This window comes from Streptomyces sp. NPDC032161, from assembly GCF_040636995.1.
In the GTDB taxonomy this organism is placed as follows: domain Bacteria; phylum Actinomycetota; class Actinomycetes; order Streptomycetales; family Streptomycetaceae; genus Streptomyces.
The window spans coordinates 64517-86394 of record NZ_JBEZVN010000004.1 but is presented as its reverse complement, the minus strand read 5'-3'; the positions used below and the strand labels follow the sequence as shown (position 1 = coordinate 86394).

11 protein-coding genes and 1 pseudogene are annotated in these 21878 nt (G+C 71.2%); 9 read left to right on the top strand and 3 right to left on the bottom strand.

Translation table 11 applies throughout. The features are described from left to right. Nucleotides 1-8 precede the first annotated feature (8 nt). The 3 genes from AB0E67_RS12765 to AB0E67_RS12755 all read right to left on the bottom strand — a co-directional run bounded on the left by AB0E67_RS12765 (nt 9) and on the right by AB0E67_RS12755 (nt 6790). Nucleotides 9-821: a phytanoyl-CoA dioxygenase family protein gene (locus tag AB0E67_RS12765; RefSeq protein ID WP_362024842.1), complete on the bottom strand. Its 813-nt coding sequence runs from the start codon at nt 819-821 to the stop codon at nt 9-11. Nucleotides 822-1044: 223 nt separating this feature from the next. Further along, a complete protein-coding gene (locus AB0E67_RS12760; RefSeq protein ID WP_362024840.1) occupies nt 1045-5703 on the bottom strand; it encodes an amino acid adenylation domain-containing protein in 4659 nt (1552 codons plus the stop codon). 706 nt (nt 5704-6409) lie between these two features. After that, nucleotides 6410-6790, bottom strand: coding sequence for a peptidase inhibitor family I36 protein (locus AB0E67_RS12755; protein WP_362024837.1), 381 nt, complete (start codon nt 6788-6790; stop codon nt 6410-6412). 283 nt (nt 6791-7073) lie between these two features. On the opposite strand from AB0E67_RS12755, the pseudogene AB0E67_RS12750 reads away from it, so the two are divergent. The 9 genes and pseudogenes from AB0E67_RS12750 to AB0E67_RS12710 all read left to right on the top strand — a co-directional run. After that, a pseudogene (locus AB0E67_RS12750) lies at nt 7074-7216 on the top strand (ISAs1 family transposase); the annotation flags it as partial. 310 nt (nt 7217-7526) lie between these two features. Further along, nucleotides 7527-8828: an MFS transporter gene (locus tag AB0E67_RS12745; RefSeq protein ID WP_362024834.1), complete on the top strand. Its 1302-nt coding sequence runs from the start codon at nt 7527-7529 to the stop codon at nt 8826-8828. Continuing rightward, a complete protein-coding gene (locus AB0E67_RS12740; protein ID WP_360114508.1) occupies nt 8829-9419 on the top strand; it encodes a DUF6817 domain-containing protein in 591 nt (196 codons plus the stop codon). After that, nucleotides 9395-12538 (top strand): amino acid adenylation domain-containing protein, encoded by a 3144-nt coding sequence (locus AB0E67_RS12735; RefSeq protein ID WP_362024831.1) that lies wholly within the window; start codon nt 9395-9397, stop codon nt 12536-12538. Before AB0E67_RS12740 ends, AB0E67_RS12735 begins: the two co-directional genes overlap by 25 nt. Beyond that, complete coding sequence (locus AB0E67_RS12730; protein ID WP_362024828.1) at nt 12535-13554, top strand: TauD/TfdA family dioxygenase; 1020 nt, start codon at nt 12535-12537, stop codon at nt 13552-13554. The genes AB0E67_RS12735 and AB0E67_RS12730 overlap by 4 nt, the downstream gene beginning before the upstream one ends. After that, complete coding sequence (locus AB0E67_RS12725; protein ID WP_362024826.1) at nt 13551-14834, top strand: hypothetical protein; 1284 nt, start codon at nt 13551-13553, stop codon at nt 14832-14834. Before AB0E67_RS12730 ends, AB0E67_RS12725 begins: the two co-directional genes overlap by 4 nt. Next, nucleotides 14834-16063 (top strand): aminotransferase class V-fold PLP-dependent enzyme, encoded by a 1230-nt coding sequence (locus tag AB0E67_RS12720; protein ID WP_362024823.1) that lies wholly within the window; start codon nt 14834-14836, stop codon nt 16061-16063. The genes AB0E67_RS12725 and AB0E67_RS12720 overlap by 1 nt, the downstream gene beginning before the upstream one ends. Before the next feature lie 23 nt (nt 16064-16086). Then, complete coding sequence (locus tag AB0E67_RS12715) at nt 16087-16302, top strand: MbtH family NRPS accessory protein (protein WP_360114518.1); 216 nt, start codon at nt 16087-16089, stop codon at nt 16300-16302. A gap of 366 nt (nt 16303-16668) precedes the next feature. Then, nucleotides 16669-21846 (top strand): amino acid adenylation domain-containing protein, encoded by a 5178-nt coding sequence (locus tag AB0E67_RS12710; RefSeq protein WP_362024820.1) that lies wholly within the window; start codon nt 16669-16671, stop codon nt 21844-21846. Nucleotides 21847-21878: the final 32 nt, after the last annotated feature.

The following is a 21878-nucleotide window of genomic DNA, read 5'->3' as shown; positions in this document are numbered from 1 at the left end:
CCCGGTGCTCACAGTGTGTTCGCGCCGACCGCGGCCAGCGGGGTGGTGTCCCGGCTCACCAGGAATTCCGGCCGGGTCAGCCGCTCGGGGGCGTTGCTCACGGCGTTGTAGGTCACCAGCAGCATCGCCCGGCGGTCGGGCGAGAGGTTGTTGGACGACGCGTGGACGATCGTCGGGTGGAAGGCGTAGACCGTGCCCGTCGGTCCCGTCACCAGGGCCGTGCCCAGCTCCTGGGCCAGGTCCTCGGCCCGCTTGTCGGGGACGGTGTGCTCCAGGTCCGCGGAGACGTGCTTGCGCCAGTCGCCTCCCGGCCCGCCGGAGACGCCGCCGGTCTCGGAGTCGATCAGCCCCTCGCGGTGACTGCCGGGGATGACGCGCAACGGGCCGTTCTCCTGGTGGACCTCGTCGAGCAGGACCGCGATGTTGACCGCCTTGTCGGCGGGCATTCCGTCCTCCCGGCTCCAGAACGCGAAGTCCTGGTGCCAGGGCCACGCGGCGCCCTCACCGGGCTGCTTCATGTTGACCTTGAACTGGTAGACGTAGACCGGCTCGCCGAGCAGTTCCTCGGCCAGTCCCAGGAGCGCGGGCAACCGGACGAGACGGCGGCACACGTCGTCGAACAGGTGGCATCCATGGATGCCGCGCACGGTCCGGGTGTCCTTCTCGTACACGACCTCGGGCCGTTCCTGGGTGCTCAGGGCTTCGATCCGCTCCGTCACACGGGCGATCACCTCCTCGTCCAGGGCCTCCGGTGACCGGAACCAGCCCTCCCGCTCGTAGCGGCTCCTGGTGCTCGCCGATGTCTGGATCGAGTCGTTCACGGCGCCTCCCGGCACTCGGGCTTGAACTGCATGGTCGTCATCGGGCGCGCGTCCCCGGAGCGGCCCCTACGGGGACGGCGCTCTTCCGGCCGCCCCGCGTCCGCGGGAAGGCCGTCGTCGGGCCGACGGGGCCGGGCGGCCGCCTCGGTGGCACGCGTCACCCGCCTCTCCGAGGCGGACCGCGCACATGGGTTCTCGCGCGGGAACTCGCCGTTCCTCGCGTTCATCTCGCCGGATCGGTCCGGCCCTCGTTGCGTACCGGCCTTCTGCGTACGGCCGTGAGCCCGCGGGGGGACCGTGCCGGCTCCAGGGGGTCCTCCGGGCGGGCCGCGACCGTACGCAGCAGCTCCACGAACCTCTCCACGAGATCCTTCACCGTGGAGTGCTCGAAGAGGTCGACGCTGTAGCGCAGTTCTCCGACGACTCCCTCGCACTCCCCTTCGCGCGACTTCGACTCCGTCAGGCCCAGCCACATGTCGAAACGCACCACGGGGAAGTCGACGGGCTCCTCCGCGCATCGCACGCCGGGCAGCCGCAGCACGTCGCCCGACTCGTTCAACATGAACATGATCTGGAACAGTGCGTGGCGGGACAGCGAGCGGTGGGGGTTGAGTTCTTCCACGAGGCGGTCGAAGGGCACGTCCTGGTGGCTGAACGCCTCCAGGTCCACGTCCCGCACCCGCTTCAGCAACTCCTCGAACGTGGGATTGCCCGAGGTGTCCACCCGCAGGACGAGGGTGTTGACGAAGAAGCCGACCAGGTCGTCGAGGGCCTGGTCGGTGCGGCCGGCCGTGGGAGAGCCGATCGGGATGTCGTGCCCCGCACCCATCCGGGTCAGCAACGCGGCGAACGCGGCCTGGAACACCATGAACAGGCTGGTCCCGGTGCGCCGGGCCAGCCCGGTCAGCGCCCGGTGCAGTTCCGCGTCCAGGACGACCGGTACCAGATCGCCGCGATGCGAACTCACCGCCGGACGCGGCCGGTCGTAGGGCAGCGCCAGCCCCTCGGGTATCCCCGCCAGCGCCTCGCGCCAGTACCGCAGTTGGCGGCCGGCCAGGCTCTCGGGGTCGGACTCCTCACCCAGCACCTCGCGCTGCCACACCGCGTAGTCCGTGTACTGCACCGGAAGCGGCGCCCACTCGGGCTCGTGCCCCGCCAGCCTGGCCGTATAGGCCGTCGAGAGGTCCCGGAACAACGGCTCCAGCGACCATCCGTCCATCGCGATGTGGTGCATCGACAGCAGCAGCACGCTCTCCCGGGGGCGGATCTCGAACAGCCGGGCCCTGAGCGGGAGTTCCGCGGAGAGGTCGAAACCCCGGTTCGCCTCGGCGGCCAGCTCCCCCTCCAGGTCGTCCTCCGTCACCGCCACCACGCTCAACGGAACCTCGAACTCCCCCGGCTCCAGCACCCGCTGCGAGGGAACACCGCCCTCGTCGACGAAGACCGTCCGCAGACTCTCCTGCCGGACCATCGTGTCCCGCAACGCGGCCCGCAAGGCGTCCCGGTCCACGGTCCCGCGCAGCCGCAAGGCGACGGGCACGTTGTAGGTGCCGCTGGAGTCCTCGAGCTGGTTGAGGAACCACAGCCGCTGCTGCGCCAGCGAGAGCTCGACCGGCCCGGTGCGCTCCTGACGCCGCAAGGGGGGACGGGATTCCTCGTTGTCGCTGATGACTCCCATCAGTGAGGCCACGGTCGGCGCCTGGAACAGTGCCTTGAGCGGAAGCTCCACGGAGAACGTGGAGCGCACGCTGTTGATCAGTCTGGTGGCCAGGAGCGAATGGCCGCCCAGGGAGAAGAAGCTGTCGTGCAGGCCGACCCGTTCGAGGCCGAGCGCCTCGGCGAACAGGCCGGACAGGACGCGTTCCTGTTCGGTGGCGAGCGTACGGTGCGAACCGGCGGGCCCGGCCCCGGAGCCGGCCGCGGCACGGCCGGGCGCGGGCAGCGCCCGGCGGTCCAGCTTGCCGTTCGCGGTCACCGGTACGGCGTCGAGCACGACCACCGCGACGGGGACCATGTACTCCGGGAGCCGTGAGGCGGCGAACCGCCGTACCGACGAGGAGAGTTCGTGGTCGTCGATGGTCCGCGGCGCGGCGTCGCCGCCCGTGCGGGGCCGGCCCGCCGGGACCACGTACGCGACGAGGCGCCGGTCACCGGGGGTGTCCTCGCGCACCACGACCACGGCCCGGCCCACCCCCGGTGTCTCCAGGACCACCGTCTCGATCTCGCCGGGCTCGATCCGGAATCCACGGACCTTCACCTGGTCGTCGGCGCGGCCCGCGAACTCCAGCACCCCGTCGGGGCTCCAGCGGACCAGGTCCCCGGTCCGGTACATGCGTGCGCCTGCCGGACCGAAGGGGCAGGCGACCAGGCGCTCGGCGGTGAGCCCGGGGCGGTTGTGGTAGCCGCGGGCCAGACCGGTGCCCGAGGTGTACAGCTCGCCGACCACGCCCGGCGGCACGGGGGCGAGGTGTTCGTCGAGCACGTACACCCGTGTGTTGCCGATGGGCCGCCCGACGGGCACGCCGGCGCTCCCGGTCAGGTCGGCGGCTCGTACGGGGTGGGTCGTGGTGAACGTCGTGTTCTCCGTCGGCCCGTATCCGTTGATCAAGGCGACCGAGGGGGCGGATTCCAGCAGCGCCCGGCACTGCGACGCGGCGAGCACATCGCCTCCGGCCAGCAGATACCGCAGACCGGCGAACGCCTCGGCGTCCGCGTCGACCGCCTGGTGGAACAGCTCGGCCGTCAGCCACAGCGCGGTCACCCGGTGCGTGGACAGGAAGGCGCGCAGTTCCGCGGTCGAGAGGAGTCCCGCGGGGGGAATCGCCAGGGTCGCGCCGTTGAGGAGCGTTCCCCAGATCTCCAGGGTGGCCGCGTCGAACGACACCGAGGACATCTGCGCGAAGACGTCGCCGCGGCCGAGCTCCATGAAGCCCGAGCCGCGCGCCAGCCGGATCACGGCGGCGTGCGGGACGGCGACCCCCTTGGGCCGGCCGGTGGATCCGGAGGTGTAGACGATGTAGGCGAGGTGACCGGGCAGCAGCGGGAGGGCGCGGTCGGTCCCGGTCGGCTCGTCCGGTGCGGCCCCGGCCGGCGCGGCCGTCGGCCCGGGAGCGTCGAGCGTCAGCACCGGGGTGTCGGTGTCGTGCGCCGCCCGCCGGACGGTGTCGCGGACGGTGCCCGCCGTCACGATCAGGGCCGGTCGCGCGTCGTCGAGCATGAACGCGACGCGATCCGTCGGGTACCGGTCGTCGACGGGCAGGTATGTGCCGCCCGCCTTCAGCACGGCCAGGAGCACGGCCACGAGCTCGGCCGAGCGTTCCATGGCGACCGCGACCACCGCCTCGGGTCCGACGCCGTGAGCGGCGAGGGTCCGCGCCAGACGGTCGGCCCGTTCGTCCAGTTCCCGGTACGTCCATGTGGTCCGCCCGTCCACCAGCGCGATCGCCTCCGGGGTGCGGGCGGCCTGCGACTCGAACAGGTCCGGGATCGCGCCCTCGGGCAGCGGGCGGGTGGTGTCGTTCCACGTGTCGAGGATGCGTGCGCGCTCGTCCGGGGCGAAGAGGTCGATGTCACCGATCGCCCGCCTCGGATCCGCGCAGACCTCTTCGAGGACTCTCACCAGCCGCAGCGCCAGAGCCTCGGCGGTGGCGCGGTCGAACAGATCGGTGGCGTACTCCAGGTACCCGGTCAGTGCGCTCGGGGCGCCGTTGTGCCGGGGCGTCACGGTCAGGGTCAGATTGAGATCCCACCGGGCGCTGGGGAGGTGGAGGGGCCGCTCCTCGCAGACCACCCCGGGCAGCCGCAGGGTCCCTCCGCTCTCCTCCAGCGAGAGCATCACCTGGAACAGCGCGTGGCGGGACAGCGAGCGGTCCGGGTTGAGTTCTTCCACGAGGCGGTCGAAGGGCACGTCCTGGTGGCCGAAGGCCTCCAGGTCCACGTCCCGCACCCGCTTCAGCAACTCCTCGAACGTGGGATCGCCCGAGGTGTCCACCCGCAGGACCAGGGTGTTGACGAAGAAGCCGACGACGTCGTCCAATGCCTCGTCGGCACGGCCGGCCGCGGGAGAGCCGATCGGGATGTCGTGCCCCGCGCCCATCCGGGTCAACAGCGCCGCCAGCGCCGTCTGGACCACCATGAACAGGCTCGTCCCGGTGCGCTGCGCCAGATCGGTCAGAGCCCGGTGGCGTTCCGCGTCCAGGACGACCGGCACCAGATCGCCGCGACGCGAACCCACCGCCGGGCGCGGCCGGTCGTACGGCAGGGCCAGCTCCTGCGGGACACCCTCCAACGTGGCCCGCCAGTAATCCAGTTGTCGGCTCACCAGGCTCTCGGGGTCGGACTCCTCACCCAGCACCTCGCGCTGCCACACCGCGTAGTCCGCGTACTGCACCGGAAGCGGCTCCCACTCCGGCTCCCGGCCCTCCAGCCTCGCCGCGTACGCCGTCGACACATCACGGAACAACGGTTCCAACGACCAGCCGTCCATCGCGATGTGATGCGCCACCAGCAACAGGACGTGTTCCTGCGGCCCCACCTCGAACAGCCGGGCCCTGAGCGGGATCTCCGAGGACAGGTCGAAGCACCGGCTCGCCTCGGCCGCCAGCTCCCCCTCCAGTGCGCCCTCGGGCACCGCCACCACGTCCAGCGGTACCTCGAACTCCTCCGGCTCCAGCACCCGCTGCCAGGGAACACCGCCCTGGTCGACGAAGACCGTCCGCAGGCTCTCCTGGCGGACCACCGTGTCCAACAGGGCGGAACCCAGCGCCCCCCGGTCCACCGGTCCCCGCAACCGCAGCACGAAGGGCAGGTTGTAGGCGGCGTCGGCGTCCTCCAACTGATTGAGGAACCACAACCGCTGCTGCGCCGGGGACGACTGGATCATGCGGGCTCTCCCAACTGGCGGGCCTGAAAGGACCAAGGCGCGTGCGATCGAAACCGTCAGCTTCCTGCGAGACCACGGCGGGCGCCGATGAGGGCCGCCCGACGCCGCTGGGACCCCGCGACGCCGGACATGGGCGCCGTCCGACGCCGTCGAACGCGACGTGCGGTTCCCCGGGCCCGGCACACGCCCGCTCCGACGGGCGAAGTCCCCCGCGGACCGCACGAATCCGCCCGGTCTCCCCCGCCCTGCTCGACGGCGTACGCGATCCACCGCACCGCCGACGCGCATTGCGTCGCCCACGGGCATCCGTGGGCGTGGAGAACCGCCTCCCGCCGACGCTTCATCGCCTCCGAACGGGCCCAGAGTAGGCGGGCCCAGTTCTGGTTCGGTTACGAGCCTCGACCGACGGCTTCGACCGGTCGCGCAGCGCTTTCCAAGGGGCCCACGGGCCCAGGCGGCGATTTCGGTCGCGTCCGCCTGTTCGGCTCGAGCGGTGGTTCGCGGAGCCCGGCTTCCGCGGCTGCGCCTGGATCGACGCCCATGGCGAGCCGGGGACCGCCGTCGGCGACGCCTTGGTCCACGAGAGCTGCCGTGGACCACAACAGCCGGAGAGCCCCGGCCCGGTTCGGGCTGGGGCTCGAAGGGCTCACCGGGAGCTCGCCGGTGCGCGTTCCGGTTCGGTGGACACCGTCGTCCTCGGGCGGTGTCAGCAGCCGCTGCCGATGCGAAGAGAGGTCATCTTGTCGTTGAAGTGCGAGGCCACGGCCGCTTCGAACTTGCCCGGTGCGACCGTGAACATGCACCCGACGTACTTGGAGTGCTCGTAGACGCCGACCGTTTTGCCAGTGCGGTTCCAGTACGAGGTCATGCGGTCGTTCATGTAGTCGCCGACGTTGGGGTTCGACGAGGTGTAGTGCCGGAAGTCGCCCCGGTAGCTGGATTGCTCCCATACGCAGAAGGATCCGGACGGGCACTGGTCGGAGTCGGCCGCCGCCGGATTCGCGGCCATGGAGGCGGCGCCCGTGGTGAACGCCAGGACGGCCGCGACGGCCCACAGACGCGAGGAGAAGCTTTTGAATCGGACCAAGTTTTTCTCCGTTTCGTATTCCGTGGTCGACCGCATAGAGTCAACCGCGGGCACCCTGGGAATGCCGCAGGCCGGCTGACAATAATCACTCGGGGCGGGCCATTCTACGGATAAAGGTTTCTCCTCTTGATTTCAGGGGCTTCTCGGGATTTCAAGAGATGACGCCGGTCAGCACGAACAGGTGATATTCCGGCGCCTCTTCACGGGCGCCCCCGGTACGTCCGGCGGACCGCCGCCCTCGCGCCACCGGCTCCCGCCCCTGCCGGCCCTGGTTGTCTGCGCGATGACACCAGCGGGCCGCGACTCGGCCACCGCGGCAGCGGCGCGGTGCCGACGTGCGGCCCCCGAGAAACCGGCCGCCTTCGACCTGCCTACCACCCGCTCCCGGGCCGCTACCGGGTGCCGGGCGCGAAGGCCCTGCGCAGCTCGCCCCGCGTGAGATCGGCTCGAAGACGAACGCGATGGCCGAGTTCGCGCCCCTGCCCGCGGTCACGGTCGCCACGAGCCACCGCGTCCTCCCCCTCTACTGCACCACGTGATCAACCGGACATCCGAGGCGAACGCCGGGCCCCTGGGAACCGAGAGGCCTCCTCTCGCGCCGGAAGGGCCGGTTCGGCGCCTTCCGCCTGCATAACCGTCCGATAACCAAGGTGGGTTACTTTCACCGCTGCTACGGCGCAGGAGGGGGCCACGCCACGTTCGGCGACCACCCTCGTATTTCTACCGGCGAGGGCTTATGGACGATGTGGTGTCCGCGCGGCAAAAATGGTGGTCGTTCGCTGTCGAGCGGCCGAACTTCCGAAGACTCTGGTGCGCGCAGTCCATCTCGGTCTTCGGTTCCCAGATCACCCTCATCGCCTTTCCTCTCATAGCGATCTCACTGCTTCACGCGAGCGTGTCGGAAGTGGGCATCCTCTCCGCGCTGGAGAGGGCGCCCTTTCTGGTGTTCGGCCTGGTCGCCGGTGTTCTCGTCGATCGCTGGCGGCCGCGGACCGTGCTGATCGTCACGGACTGGATCCGTGCCGTGCTCCTGGGCCTGATCCCGGTGGCGGCGTTCTCGGACGCCCTGACCATCGAGTGGCTCTTCTTCATCGCTTTCGCCGTGGGTTCCTGCACCGTCTTCTTCGACATCGCCTATCAGAGCGTCCTCACCTCCCTCGTGGAACCGGGTGATCTGCTCACGGCCAACCGCTGGCTGGAGACGAGCCGTTCGGTGGCGGAGATGTCGGGGCCGGGTGTCGCCGCGGGCCTCCTGAAAGTCGTTTCCGTACCGGTCTCCATTGCGGTGGATGCCCTCTCGTTCGTATTCTCGGCACTGTTCGTCCACTCGACACGTCCCACCGAGCCGGCTCCCCGGGCGCCGCGCGATTCCTCGCTCTGGTCGGATTTCAAGGCCGGCCTGCGCTTCGTCCGCGAGACCAGCTTTCTTCGCTGGAACGCCGTCATCGGCGCGACATGGAACCTGCTGTACCAGGCCCTGCTCGCGGTCTTCTTCGTCTACCTCGCGCGTGAGCTGCGGCTCAGCGCCGCGAACATCGCGATCGTCGTGCTCGCGGGCAGCGTGGGCGCCGTGCTCGGAGTCCTGGTGATGGGCACCGTCAACAGGTGGTGCGGACTGGGCCGGGGCATCGTGCTCTCCATGTGCTCGGCCGGCGCCGGCGGAATTCTCCTGGTCGCCGCCGACGGTTCGTCGCTCCTGGCGATCGTCGTCGTCGCGTCCGGCTTCATGCTCATCAATGCCAGTCAGCCGCTCTTCAATGTCAATGTCATCAGCATCCGGCAGATGATCACCCCCGATCACCTGATGGGGAGAACAACGGCCGCCATTCGATTCCTCGTATGGGGAACGCTCCCCGTCGGAGCACTCGTCGGCGGATTCCTGGGCGAGGCGTTCGGAACCCGGTCCACGATCGCCGTGCTCGGCGGCGGATACCTGATTCCGGCACTCATGACGATGATCTCGCCCCTTCGGCGAATTCGAGACATCTCTGATGTCGGAATCGAGAAAAGCAAGCAAACAGCCAGCAAGGAGTGTTAGGTGCTTGACGCTCAGGAATACCGGAGCGATCTCGTGCGGTTAGGGATGCACAAGGTCGCGCATCAGGACGTGACGTTGATGGACCACATGCTTCGCGCATGTACCATCCTCCAGGACATGAAGGCGAAGGAGCACATCTGCCTCGCCGGTCTCTTTCACGGTGTCTATGGAACGGAAGGGCTGCACAACGACGATGTCGAGTCCATTCCGGACTGGAAGCGCGTCGAGGTCCGGGAGGTCGTCGGACCGCAGGTCGAGCAGGTCATCTTCAATTTCTCCGTCATGAGTTACGCATCCCTGGGGAAGAGCTTCCGCAACGTGATGCGTCCGACCGGGAAACCGGATATCAAGGACCGCCGGACCGGCGAGGACATTCCGATGGACCGGGACGAGTTCCTGGACCTCCTGCGCATGAAGCTGGGCGATGTCCTGGCCCACATGCCCCCGCAGGTCGGTCACTCCCTGGTGGACCTTCCGACGGAATACGGAGGGTTCTGGAAGATGGCCGCCGAATACCTGGGTCCGGACGCGATCAGCACTTGGAACAAGTTCACGGGAGGCGAACTGTGCATCGACACGGAACAGAACTGACTTCCCAGACGTGGGACGGATTCCGGCTCTCCAAGCAGCAGGAGCACGTCCTCGGTCTCGTGTCCGGCGCGTCGTCGAGCAGAACGGTGGCCGGAGTGCGCCTCGCGGCCCCGTGCGACCGCGAGGTGCTGGAGCGGGCGGCGCACGACGTGGCGTCGGTGCACGAGAGCCTGCGCACCGCCTACCGCCAGGTCCTCGGCGAGAACAGCGGCGTGCTGATGGTCATCGAGGACGAACCGCGGATCCTCGTGTCGGAACGCTCCGGTGACGAGGACGCGCTGAGCGCGCTCGTCCGCGAGGAACTGCGCGCAAACGCCGACGAGGACCAGGCGTGCGCGGTACGTCTGATCCTGTTCACCCACACCGACCGGAGCCGGTCGCTCGTCCTGTCCGCTCCGCGGCTGAGCGTCGACACGGCGTCGGTCGAGATCTTCTTCCGGGACCTGCGGCAGGCGTACGCCTCGCGGCTGAACGGCACCCCGTGGCACCGAGAGGACGTCGTCCAGTACGCCGACTACGCCCAGTGGCAGTTCGAGGAGGGGCCGCCGAGCAAGCGGCAGAAGGAGATCGCGGCCGACCGCGAGGCCCGGCTGGCGGCCCTGCCTCCCCTGCGCCTGCCGCTCGAACTCCGCTCCGACGAGGCGGGGCACGAAGAGGTGCGGTGGACGGTCCCGGCGCCCCTGGCACAGAAGCTGCGGAGCCTCGGCGACACGTCCGACGGCGGGCTGCGCACGGTCCTGCTGACCGGCTGGATCACCGCCCTCTGGCACGCCACCGGACGGCCGGAGGGCCTGGCGGTCGACACCTTGATCACGCGGCGGCCGTTCGGCGAAATGGCCTCGTCCATCGGGCGTTTCGAGAGCCCCATGCCGGTCTTCGCCTCGATGGCCGACGAGACCACGCTGAGCGATCTGCTGCGCACGGTGGGCGTGGAGACCGACTCCTACGAGCACGCGGACGAGAGCTCCATGGAGCCGGCCAGGCAGCACACCGCCGGCATCCCGGGCTTCCGGTTCAGTGACGCCGCCGGTCTCGCGGCGCAGGACGCCCCGGCCTTCTCCGGTCTGTGGATCGAACCGGACGACGACGGCAGGAAGATCGGTCTGTGGGTGGAGTCCTCGGGCGAGGAGATCCGCATCCGGCTGCGTCACCAGCGACTGGGCATGGCCGAGGGAGGCGCCGAGGCGCTCCTCGCCTGCCTGCGGGCCGCCCTGTCGGCGCTGGGCGAGGACCCCGCGGCCCTCGTGCGTGCGCTGCCCATGCTCGACGAGGAGGGCGCGCGGGCGGCCGTCGCGGCCACGAACGGCGCCGAGCCGCCGCTGCGGCCCGCCGAGCACTGGCACCGGCGCGTCGAGCGGACCGTCCGGCGCACGCCCGACGCCGTGGCGTTGCGGTCCGACACGCGTGACTGGAGCTACCGCGAACTCGACGAGGCCGCCAACCGCCTGGCCAACGAGCTGATCGCACGCGGCGTGACCGCCGGGGCCCTGGTGGGTCTCTGTCTGGAACGCTCCGACGTCGCCCTCGTCTCGATGCTCGCGATCGCCAAGGCGGGCGCCGGTTACGTCCCGGTCGACCCGAATCTGCCCCCGGGGCGTCGTGCCGCCATCGTCGACGCCGTCGGCTTCACCCATGTGGTGGCGACCGGGGAGACGGCCCCTGACCTGCCGCGGGACCGCGACGTCGTCCTCGTCGACGCCGAACTGACGGTCTGCGCCGACCGCGACGACACGTGCCCCGACGTGGTGACGGCCGACGACGACCTCGCCTATGTGCTGTTCACCTCGGGCTCCACCGGGACACCGAAGGGGGTGCTGGTCGGCCACGGACAGCTCGCCGCCTACCTGGACGGCGTGCTCGGCCGGCTGGACCTCGACGGCCCGATCGACTCGGTCGCGCTGAGCACCCTGGGCACCGACCTGGGCAACACCGCCCTCTTCCCTCCGCTCATGACGGGCGGCCGGCTCCGGGTCGTCGCCGCGGAGGTCTCCTCGGACGCGCAGGCGCTCGCGGAGCTGCTGGCCGAGGAGAGCTACGACCTCCTGAAGATCACGCCCTCGCACCTGGAGGCCGTCTTCGCCGTGGCCGACGCCCCGGACGAACTGATGCCACGTCAGGCGCTGGTGGTGGGCGGCGAACCGGTCGGCTGGGGCACGTACAACCTGTTCCGCGGCTTCCTCGGCGACTGCCGGCTCTACAACCACTACGGTCCGTCCGAGACGACCGTCGGCGTGCTCTGCGGGCGGATCACCTCCGACGACCTGGCCGGCCTGGCCTCCACCCTTCCGCTCGGCAGGCCGATGCGGCACGCACGCGCCTACGTCCTGGACCCGGAGCACCGGCCGGTGCCCGCCGGCGTCCCCGGTGAGCTGTGGATCGGCGGGTCCTCGGTGTCCCAGGGCTATCTGGCCGGGACGGCGGACCAGCGGGAGCGGTTCACCGACGACCCGTTCAGCCCGGTCCCCGGGGCACGGATGTACCGATCCGGCGACCGGGCGCGGCTGCTCCCCGACGGCAGCATCGAGTTCCTGGGCCGCGTCGACCGGCAGATCAAGGTGCGCGGGTTCCGGGTGGAGCTGGGTGAGATCGAGGCGGTCATGCGCCGGCACCCGAGAGTGACGGGCAGTGTGGCCGTCGTGGCGGGCGAGAGCACCGCCCGGCACATCGTGGGCTACGTGACCGATGCCGAGGGAAGCCGCGGGTCCGCGGAGTGGCTGCGCGAGTTCCTGGCGGAGCATCTCCCGGAGTTCATGATGCCCGCGCACTTCGTGGCGCTGGACGCCTTCCCGCTGACCGGCACCGGGAAGATCGACGCCTCGATGCTTCCCGCGCCCGGCTCCTACAGCGAGGTCCCCACCTCGTACGTCGAGCCCCGGACCCCGACCGAGAAGAAGGTCGCCGACATCATGGCGCAGCTCCTGCTGCTGAAGTCCGCGGGTGCCGACGACGACTTCTTCGAGATCGGCGGCCATTCGCTGCTGGCGACCCAGCTGATCGCCAGGCTGCGCGACGAGTTCAAGGTGAACATCAAGCTGCGCAACCTCTTCGAGCGGCCCGTCGTGTCGGAGCTCTCCGAGTTCGTCGACCAGCTCCTCGACAAGAAGGCGGGAGGCGAATGATGTCCCGGGGGACCGCGGCGAGTCCGAAGGGGCGCTTCGGCAGCGCCCGCAAGTCCATCTCGGTCAGCAGCGAGGCGCTGGTCCGGGTGGCCCCGCTGTTCGACGGCACCCGCGCGGTGTCGTGCACCCCGGCCGTCTCCCGGCTCGACGCGCGGGAGTGGCTGGCCGGTTCGGGGAGCACGCTGGCGCGGCTGCGTGACGAGCACGGTGCCGTGCTGCTGCGCGGCTTCAGCCCGCTCGACGCCGAGGGGCTGGGCGAGCTCGCCACGGCCCTCGCCGGTGAGCTGCGCGACTACGACAACCGCTCCACCCCGCGCACGCGGGTCAACGACCGGGTCTTCACCTCGACGGAGTACCCGCCGGACCAGACCATCCCCCTGCACAACGAGATGTCGTACACCGACTCGTGGCCGGGGACGCTGTTCCTCGCCTGCATGGTCCCGGCGGCGACGGGCGGCGAGACGCCGCTGGCCGACAGCGCCCGCGTCCACGACCGGGTGCCGGCCGCGACGCGCGAGCGCTTCGAGCGCCACGGCGTGATGTACGTGCGCAACTTCGGGCACGGCCTGGACCTGAGCTGGCGGGAGGCGTTCCAGACCGAGGACCGGGACGAGGTCACCGCGTACTGCCAGCGGCACGGCATCCAGGCGGAGTGGCTGGGCGGCGAGCGGCTCCGTACCCGGCACGTGGTGCAGGCGACCCTGGAGTCGCGGCAGACGGGCAGGCGGGTCTGGTTCAACCAGGCGCACCTGTTCCACGTCAGCTCGCTGCCCGGGAGCGTGGAGCGCGAGCTGCGCGAGAGCTTCTCCGAGGACGAGTTGCCGCGCAACGCCATGTACGGGGACGGCAGTCCGCTGGACCCGGCCGACCTGGCCGCGGTCCGGGACGCCTACGCGGCGGAGGAGATCGCGTTCCCGTGGCAGGAGGGCGATGTCGTGGTCGTCGACAACGAGCAGTTCGCACACGGCAGAAGGCCCTACACCGGGGCCCGTTCAGTGCTGGTGGCCATGGCATGAGCGACGCGACCGTGTTCGAGGCCGTGCGCGAGGAGATCGCCTACGCGTACGACAGCACCGTCTTCTTCCGCGAGCACATGGACGCCAACGGCCTGCGGCCGGAGGACATCCGGGACGCGGAGGACTTCCGGCGGATACCGCCGACCTCGAAGCCGCACTACCGGCGCAACTTCCCGGCGGGCGTACTGGCGAAGGGGTACACCCTCAACTCGCCCAACGTCATGCGGTTCCAGAGCTCCGGAACGTCCGGGGACCGTCTGAACAGTGCCATCCTCTCCTTCGACCTGGCACGCCGTCAGGCCACGGCGATCAAGGTCAACCGTCGCTTCGACACGCTGTGGCGTCCCGGCAGCCGGCCGAGGATCTGCCGGTTCGCGCCGCCCAACTGCTCGGACGTGGAGTGCGCGACGGGGTTCTCGACCCTGGAGGAACGTACGCTCCCGGACGGCACACTGGTGCTGACCGTCGCCCACGACCTGCTGGCGACCCCGGAGTGGCAGATCGTCAAGGCGCTCGACGAGATCGAGATCTACCAGCCCGACATGCTGGTGGTGGATCCGACGCACTTCGCCTTCCTGACCCGGTGGGCGCGGCGGCTGGGTCGGCGGATCACCTCGCCCCGCACGTTGCACATGGTGTGCGGCTACACCCTCATGACCCGGGTCGCCCGGCGCCAGATCGAGGACTTCATGGGTGCGGAACTGCCGATCGGCGACATGATCGGCATGTCCGAGCTGGGGTACCTGGGATTCGAGTGCCACCACGGGAACCGGCACGTCAACGACCGTGATTTCTACATGGAGTTCGTCCGGGACGGCAAGCCCGTCGAGGAAGGCGGGACGGGCGAGTTGTACGTCACCACGCTGGACGACGGCCTGATCCCGCGCATCCGCTACGCCACCGGCGACCACTTCACCCCGCTGGGCAGCGCCTGCGACTGCGGCAGTGATCTGCCGGTGGTGCGGATCGAGGGACGGGCCACGCACATGGTCCGGCTGCGGGACGGCCGCGTCGTCACCCCGGGCGCCGTGGACGCCGTGGTCGGCGCCGCGCCCTGGCTCGATCTCTACAAGCTGGAACAGGACCGCAGCGGTGACTGCGTCCTGCGGTACGTCCCGAACGACGGGGCACGGGACGAGGACGCCGCGGCGCTCGCGCTCCGGCTGGCCGAGGCCCTGGCCCCGAACGACGTCCATCTGGAGGCCGTGGACTACATCGCCTGCGAGCGCAGCGGGAAGTTCCAGCCGTGCGTCTCCCACATCTCGGCGGAAGGTGCGTGATGACCATGCGGAAGAGCCGCCGGGACGACTTCCCGGCGCTGCGGCGGGAGATCGACGGACAGGCGATCTCGTACCTGGACAACGGCGCCACGACGCTGAAGCCGCGCCAGGTCGTCGATGCCGTCAGCGAGTACTACGAGACGAACGGCGCGAACATCCACCGCGGGAAGCACCGGCTGTCGGAGGAGGCGTCCGACGCGTACGAGGCGTCCCGCACGGTGCTCGCCCGGTACATCGGCGCCGCGGCGAACGAAGTGGTGCTGGTCCGCAACACCAGCGAGGCCCTGAACCTGGTCGCGAGCGGTCTGGGCCTGGGCCCGGACCCGTACGTCGTGGGCTGTCTGGACGCGCACCACTCGCAGATGCTGCCGTGGCGGCGCGTCGGGCGCCTCGACCTGACGCGGGTGGACGCCCACGGCCGCCTCGACCGCGACCACTTCCGGTCGCTCCTGCGCGGCCGACCGCAGGTGGTGGCGCTCACGCACTGCTCGAACGTCACGGGGGTCGTCCACCCGGTGGAGGAGCTGATCGCCGAGGTCCGCTCCGTCTGCGACGCGGTGATCGTGCTCGACGCCGCGCAGTCCCTGCCCCACCAGCGGGTCAACGTGCACGAGCTGGGCGTGGACTTCATGGCGTTCTCGATGCACAAGATGCTCGGCCCCACCGGGGTCGGCTGCCTCTTCGGCCGCAGCGAGCTCCTCACGAAGCTGCGCCCCCTGTCGGTCGGCGGGGGCATGGTCGACTGGGTGGACCTCGACGGCAGCGTCGACCGGCGCATCCCGTTCAAGTTCGAGACGGGGACGCCCGACATCGCGTCCGTCATCGGATGCGCCGCGGCGATCCGCTACCTGGAGGCCGTGGACGGCCCGGAGCACCACCAGCACGCCCGGGAGCTGTGCGCCGCGCTGGTGGGCGGGGCGCTCGCCCGTCCCGGGGTGCGCCTGATCGGGCCCCCGGACCAGCACGACCGGATCGCGCTCGCGACCCTGCGCCTGGAGGAGGGGGTGCCCACCGGCGAGATCGCCCGTCTGCTGAGCGACTCCTACGGCTTCATGGTGCGCAGCGGTCATATGTGCGCGCAGCCCCTGGTCACCGAGCTGGCCGGTGGGGAGACCCTCCGGGTCTCGGCGTATCTGTACAACGAGGTCGCGGAGATCGAGGGCTTCTACCAGGCGTTGGACGAACTGCTGAGCCTGATGGCCCCGGTCGCGGTCGGTGCGGCCCGGTGACCGGTCGGGACAGGAGCGGACCCATGAGCACCAATCCCTTCGACGGCGAGGGCGCGTTCTACGTGCTGGTCAACGATGAGGACCAGCACTCCCTGTGGCCGTCCCACGCGGACGTGCCCGCCGGCTGGAGCGTCGTCTTCGGCCCCGGTGACCGCGAGGGCGCCGTGGAGTACGTGGAGGCCAACTGGACCGACATGCGGCCGAGGAGTCTGCGCGCGCTCACGTCCCACGGTTCGTGACCCCGCGGGAGCGGCCGTGCGCGTCCCCGGACGGGTACGGCCGCTCCCGCCGGGAGCCGCGGGGCGGGCGGGCCCGTCCGGCGCGCGCCTCCCCGCCGTCGGACGGCGGGGACCGGGGCGGCCGGGTCCGTACGCGTCGGCGAGGGCCCGTCCTCGAACTGCCGGCTGCCGTGCGACGGCGGTTCGAGGACGGGCCCGGCACGCACGGCCCGGCCCCCTGCCGGACGTCGGCGGTTCGAGGACGGGCCCGGGGCCGGCGGGCCCGGCGGCGGGACCGCGCACCGGCCGTCGCACCACGACGCAGTTGACCGTGTCCGGAACGGAGCAGCCCGGCTGTCCGAACCGTCTCAGCCCAGGAGTACGTCTGTGAGTACGCCTTCCTCCCCCCGACCCCACACGTCCCCGACCGATGCGCCCGGGCCCAGGGCCGCCGAGCGGCACCGGCCCGGCGAGATCCCGGAGGCGTGGCAGGGCCCTGTCCTGCCGGAACCGGGCGCCACCCTGCCGGAGCTGTTCGAGCGGCAGGCCGCCCTGACCCCGGACCGGGTCGCGGTGGTCGCCGGCCGGGCGGAGATCCGTTACGGGGATCTCGACGGCCGGGCCAACCGTCTGGCGCGCCTCCTGCTGACGCGAGGCGTGCGGCCGGGAGACCGTGTCGCCCTGGTCCTGGGGCGCTCGGTGGACCTGCCGGCCTGTCTGCTGGCGGTGCTCAAGTGCGGTGCGGCCTATGTGCCGGTGGATCCGGCCTATCCGGCCGAGCGCGTCGCCGACGTGCTCGCCGACGCGGCCCCGGCGCTGGTGGTGGCGCAGACGGCGACGCGGGACCGGCTCCCGGCGTCCGGCACTGCCCGGCTGCTGCTCGACGACCCGGACAGCGTCCGCGCGCTCGCCGGGCTCGACGGCGGCACACTCACCGACGCCGAACGCGGCATGCAGCCGCACCCCGCCTCGGCCGCGTACGTGATCTACACCTCGGGCTCGACCGGCCGCCCGAAGGGGGTGGTGGTCACCCATGCCAACCTGTCGAACTTCCTCGCGGACATGGGCGCCCGGTTCCCGCTCGACGGGAGCGACAGCTGGCTCGCCGTCACCACGATCGCCTTCGACATCGCCGCACTGGAGCTGTATCTGCCGCTGGTCAGCGGTGCCCGGGTGGTCCTGGCGGACCGGGCGGCGGTGCTGGATCCGGCGGAGCTGATCGCGCTGCTCCACCACCACAAGGTGACGATCATGCAGGCCACGCCCTCCCTGTGGCGGGTGCTGTCGGCCGAGCTGTCGGAGCGCGACGAGGTGCCTGTGGCGCTGCGCGTCCTCGTCGGCGGCGAGGCCCTGCCCGCGCGTCTCGCCGACGACCTGCGGCGGATCGGCGGGACGACCAATCTCTACGGCCCGACCGAGACCACGATCTGGTCCACGGCCGCGCGGATCGACGCGGGCGCCCCGGACGGGCCGCCGCCGATCGGCCGTCCGATCGCGAACACCCGCGCCCATGTCCTGGACGACCGGCTGCGGCCGGTGCCGCCCGGGGTGACGGCGGACCTGTACCTCGCCGGGGCCGGGGTGGCCCGCGGGTACCACGGGCGGTCCGGCCTCACCGCGGAGCGTTTCACCGCCGATCCGTTCGGGCCGCCGGGGTCCCGCATGTACCGCACGGGGGACCGGGTCCGCCGGACGCAGGACGGCGAACTGGTCTTCGTCGGCCGCGCGGACGGCCAGGTCAAGGTCCGGGGTCACCGGATCGAGCCGAGCGACGTCGAGGCGGGGCTGGCACGCCATCCGGACGTGGACCAGGCCGTCGTGGTCGCCCGCGCGGACGCGGCCGGGGACCAGCGCCTGGTCGCCTACGTCACCTCCGCGGCGACGGACACCGGCCGGCTTCCCGCCGCCGTCCGGGACTTCGCGGCGGAGCGGCTGCCCGAGTACATGGTGCCGGCGCTGGTGGTGGTCGTGGACGCGCTGCCGCTCACCGCCAACGGGAAGGTGGACCGCAAGGCCCTGCCCGACCCCGATTTCGCCGGGGGCGCCGGAGCGGGCCGGTCGCCCGCCACCCATCGGGAGGAGATCCTCTGCGGGCTGTTCGCGGAGGTCCTGGGCCTGCCGCGGGTGGGGGTCGACGACGACTTCTTCGCACTCGGCGGGCATTCGCTGTCGGCGTCCCGGCTGGCGAGCCGGGTGCGGGCCGTGCTCGGTGCGGAGCTGCCGATCAGGACGCTGTTCGAGGCGCCGACCGTCGCCGGGCTCGGCGCCCGTCCCGACGGCGCGGACGAGGCCCGTCCGGCGCTGTCGCGCGCGGACCGCCCGCGGTCCCTGCCGCTGTCGTTCGCGCAGCGGAGGCTGTGGTTCATCAACAGCCTGGAGGGGCCGTCGGCGGTCTACCACCTGCCGTCCGCGCACCGCCTGAGGCGGGGCACGGACCGCGCGGCGCTGGAGGCGGCGCTGGGCGACGTGGTGGAACGGCACGAGGCGCTGCGCACCGTGTATCCCGAGACCGACGGGGAGCCCCGCCAGCTGGTGCTGGACCCCGCGTCCGCCCGTCCCCCGCTGCGGGTGGTCCGGTCCGTCCCCGAGCGGCTGGAGGCCGAACTGCGGCGGGCGGCGGCCGCACCGTTCGACCTCGCACGTGAAGTGCCTTTGCGGGCCGTGCTGTTCGAGGTGGACGCCGATGAGTCCGTACTGCTCCTGGTGTTCCACCACATCGCGTCCGACGGGTGGTCCGACGGTCCGTTCGGCCGCGATCTGGAGCACGCCTACGCGTCGCGGTGCGCCAAAACGGCTCCGGACTGGGCCGAACTGCCGGTCCAGTACGCCGACTACACCCTGTGGCAGCGTGAGCTGCTGGGCGGGGCGGCCGATCCGGCGAGCCGGTTCGCGGCCCAGCTGAAGTACTGGCGCGAGGCGTTGCGGGATCTGCCCGAGGAGCTGAAGCTCCCCTTCGACCGTCCGCGCCCGGCGGTCGCGAGCCGTCGTGGGGAACGGATCGCGTGGCGGATCGACGCCGGCCTGCACGCCCGCCTGGCCGGGCTCGCCCGCGAGAACGGCGGCACGCTGTTCATGGTCGTGCAGGCGGCACTCTCGGCGCTGTTCCACCGGCTCGGCGCCGGTGACGACATCCCCCTGGGGTCGGCGGTCGCGGGGCGGCCCGACGAACTGCTCGACGACCTGGTCGGGTTCTTCGTGAACACCGTGGTCCTGCGCACCGACGTCTCCGGGCGGGCCGGCTTCCGCGAACTGCTCGGACGGGCGAGGACGGCCACGCTCGCCGCCCTGGACCACCAGGACGTGCCGTTCGAACATGTCGTGGAGGCGGTCAATCCGCTGCGTGTGCAGGCGAGGCATCCGCTGTTCCAGACCATGCTGGTGTTCCAGGACGCGGGCGAGACCGGTCTCTCGCTGCCCGCGCTGGCCCGGACGTCCGAGGAACTCGGCACCGGTACCGCGAAGTTCGACCTCCTGTTCAACATCTCGGCGCACCGCTCCGAGGAGCGGGAGTGCGCGGGGATGACCGGAACGGTCGAGTACGCCACCGATCTGTTCGACCGTGCCACGGTGGAGCGGATCCTGGAACGGCTCGTCCTGCTGCTGGAGGCCGTGGCCGAGGACCCCGACCGGCCGGTCGCCTCGATCGATCTGCTCGACGACGCCGAGCGGCATCAGGTGCTGCTCGGCTGGAACGACACGGCCGCGGCGCTGCCGTCCGGCTCCCTGAGCCGTCAGGTGGAGGAGCAGGCCGCCCGCACTCCGGACGCGGTCGCGGTGACGGATCCCGGGACCACGCTCTCGTACGGTGAACTGAACGCCCGGGCCAACCGTCTGGCCCGGCTGCTGGTGGAGCGGGGAATCGGCCCCGAGGACCACGTGTGCGTGCTGCTGCCGCGTTCCGCGGAGCTCCTGGTCGCCTTTCTGGCGATCTTCAAGGCGGGCGCCGTGTACGTGCCGGTGGACCCGTCGTTCCCGCCGGACCGGATCGCGTACATCACCGAGGACTGCCGACCCGCGCTCGTCCTGACGAGCGGCGCCGCGAGCGGGTTGCCGCCCGCCGCCCCGGCGCTCCGACTCGATGCGCCCAAAACCGCCGAGGCGTTGCGCCGCCACTCGCCGGAGAACCCGACGGATGCCGAAGCCCCGGCGGCCGACCCGCAGTCGCCGTCGTACGTGATCTACACCTCCGGTTCGACGGGCCGGCCCAAGGGCGTCGTGGTCACGTACCAGGTGCTGGACAACCTGATCGCCTGGAACCGGCACGCCATCCCCGTCGAACCCGGGGCCCGGGTGGCCCAGTTCAGCTCGATCACCTTCGACGCCTCCATCCACGAGTTCCTGGCGACGCTGCTCAACGGCAAGACCCTGCTGGTCCCCACGGAGGAGACCCGGCTCGACCCGGCGGAGCTGGCCGCCTGGCTGGAGCGGGAGCGGGTGACCGAGTTGTTCGCACCCGATCTGGTCATGAGCGGTGTGTACGAGGCGGCCGACGAGCGGGATCTGGAGCTCGTTCCGCTGCGCCACGTGCTGCAGGCGGGAGAGGCGCTGCGACTGTCCGAGAACGTCGCCGCGTTCCATCGGCGCCGCCCCTGGGTCCGGCTCCACAACCACTACGGGCCCTCGGAGACCCATGTGGTGACCGCGTACACCCTGCCGGAGGACGTGGACGACTGGCCCACGACGGCCCCGATCGGGGCACCGGTGTGGAACAGCCGGACGTATGTGCTGGACGCATCGCTCAATCCGGTGCCGGTCGGCGTGGTCGGCGAGCTGTATCTGGCGGGCGACGGTGTGGCGCGCGGCTACCTCGGGCGCGCCGGGCTGACGAGCGAGCGCTTCGTCGCGGACCCGTTCGGACCGCCCGGCACGCGCATGTACCGCTCGGGCGACCTCGCCCGTTGGCGGCCCGACGGGCAGCTCGACTACCTCGGGCGCGCCGACGGCCAGGTGAAGATCCGGGGTGTGCGCATCGAGCCGGACGAGATCGTGAGCGTGCTCTCCGGCTGTCCCGGGGTGGCGCAGGTCGCCGTGGTGGCGAAGGCGTCGTCCTCCGGGGAGAAGCAGCTGGTGGCCTATGTGGTGCCGTCGTCCGGGGAGCGCTGCCCGGACACGTCGGTGCTGCGTGGGCACGCCGCCGCGGCGCTCCCGGAGTACATGGTCCCGTCGGCCTTCGTCGCGCTCGACGCGTTGCCTCTGACCGGAAACGGCAAGCTGGACCACCGGGCCCTGCCCGAGGTCCGCGCGGCCGTCGCCCCGGGCGGCGCGCCGCCGCGCGACGAATGGGAGCAGAAGGCGTGCCTGCTGATCGAGCACGTCCTGGACGTCACCTCGGTCGGCAGGGAGGACAACTTCTTCTCCCTCGGCGGGAGTTCGATGGCGGCGGCGAAGCTGGTGAACCGCGCCCGCTCGTCGCTGGGCCTGGAGCTCACGGTCCGGACGGTGTTCGAGGCACCCGTGGTGGCGGATCTGGCCCGGCGGCTCGCCGGTGCGGCTCCGGCACGGCCGCCGGGCATCTCCATCCGGGCTCTCGCGAGCCGTCGGCGGTCCATGACGACCGACGGCTGAGCGGTCAACGGGGCACCAAGGAACGGTAAAGC

Excerpts from the sequence above, each read along its gene's own strand:
- AB0E67_RS12760 (WP_362024840.1), bottom strand. The coding sequence starts at position 5,703 with ATGATCCAGTCGTCCCCGGCGCAGCAGCGGTTGTGGTTCCTCAATCAG.
- AB0E67_RS12745 (WP_362024834.1), top strand. The coding sequence starts at position 7,527 with ATGGACGATGTGGTGTCCGCGCGGCAAAAATGGTGGTCGTTCGCTGTC.
- AB0E67_RS12730 (WP_362024828.1), top strand. The coding sequence starts at position 12,535 with ATGATGTCCCGGGGGACCGCGGCGAGTCCGAAGGGGCGCTTCGGCAGC.
- AB0E67_RS12725 (WP_362024826.1), top strand. The coding sequence starts at position 13,551 with ATGAGCGACGCGACCGTGTTCGAGGCCGTGCGCGAGGAGATCGCCTAC.
- AB0E67_RS12720 (WP_362024823.1), top strand. The coding sequence starts at position 14,834 with ATGACCATGCGGAAGAGCCGCCGGGACGACTTCCCGGCGCTGCGGCGG.
- AB0E67_RS12715 (WP_360114518.1), top strand. The coding sequence starts at position 16,087 with ATGAGCACCAATCCCTTCGACGGCGAGGGCGCGTTCTACGTGCTGGTC.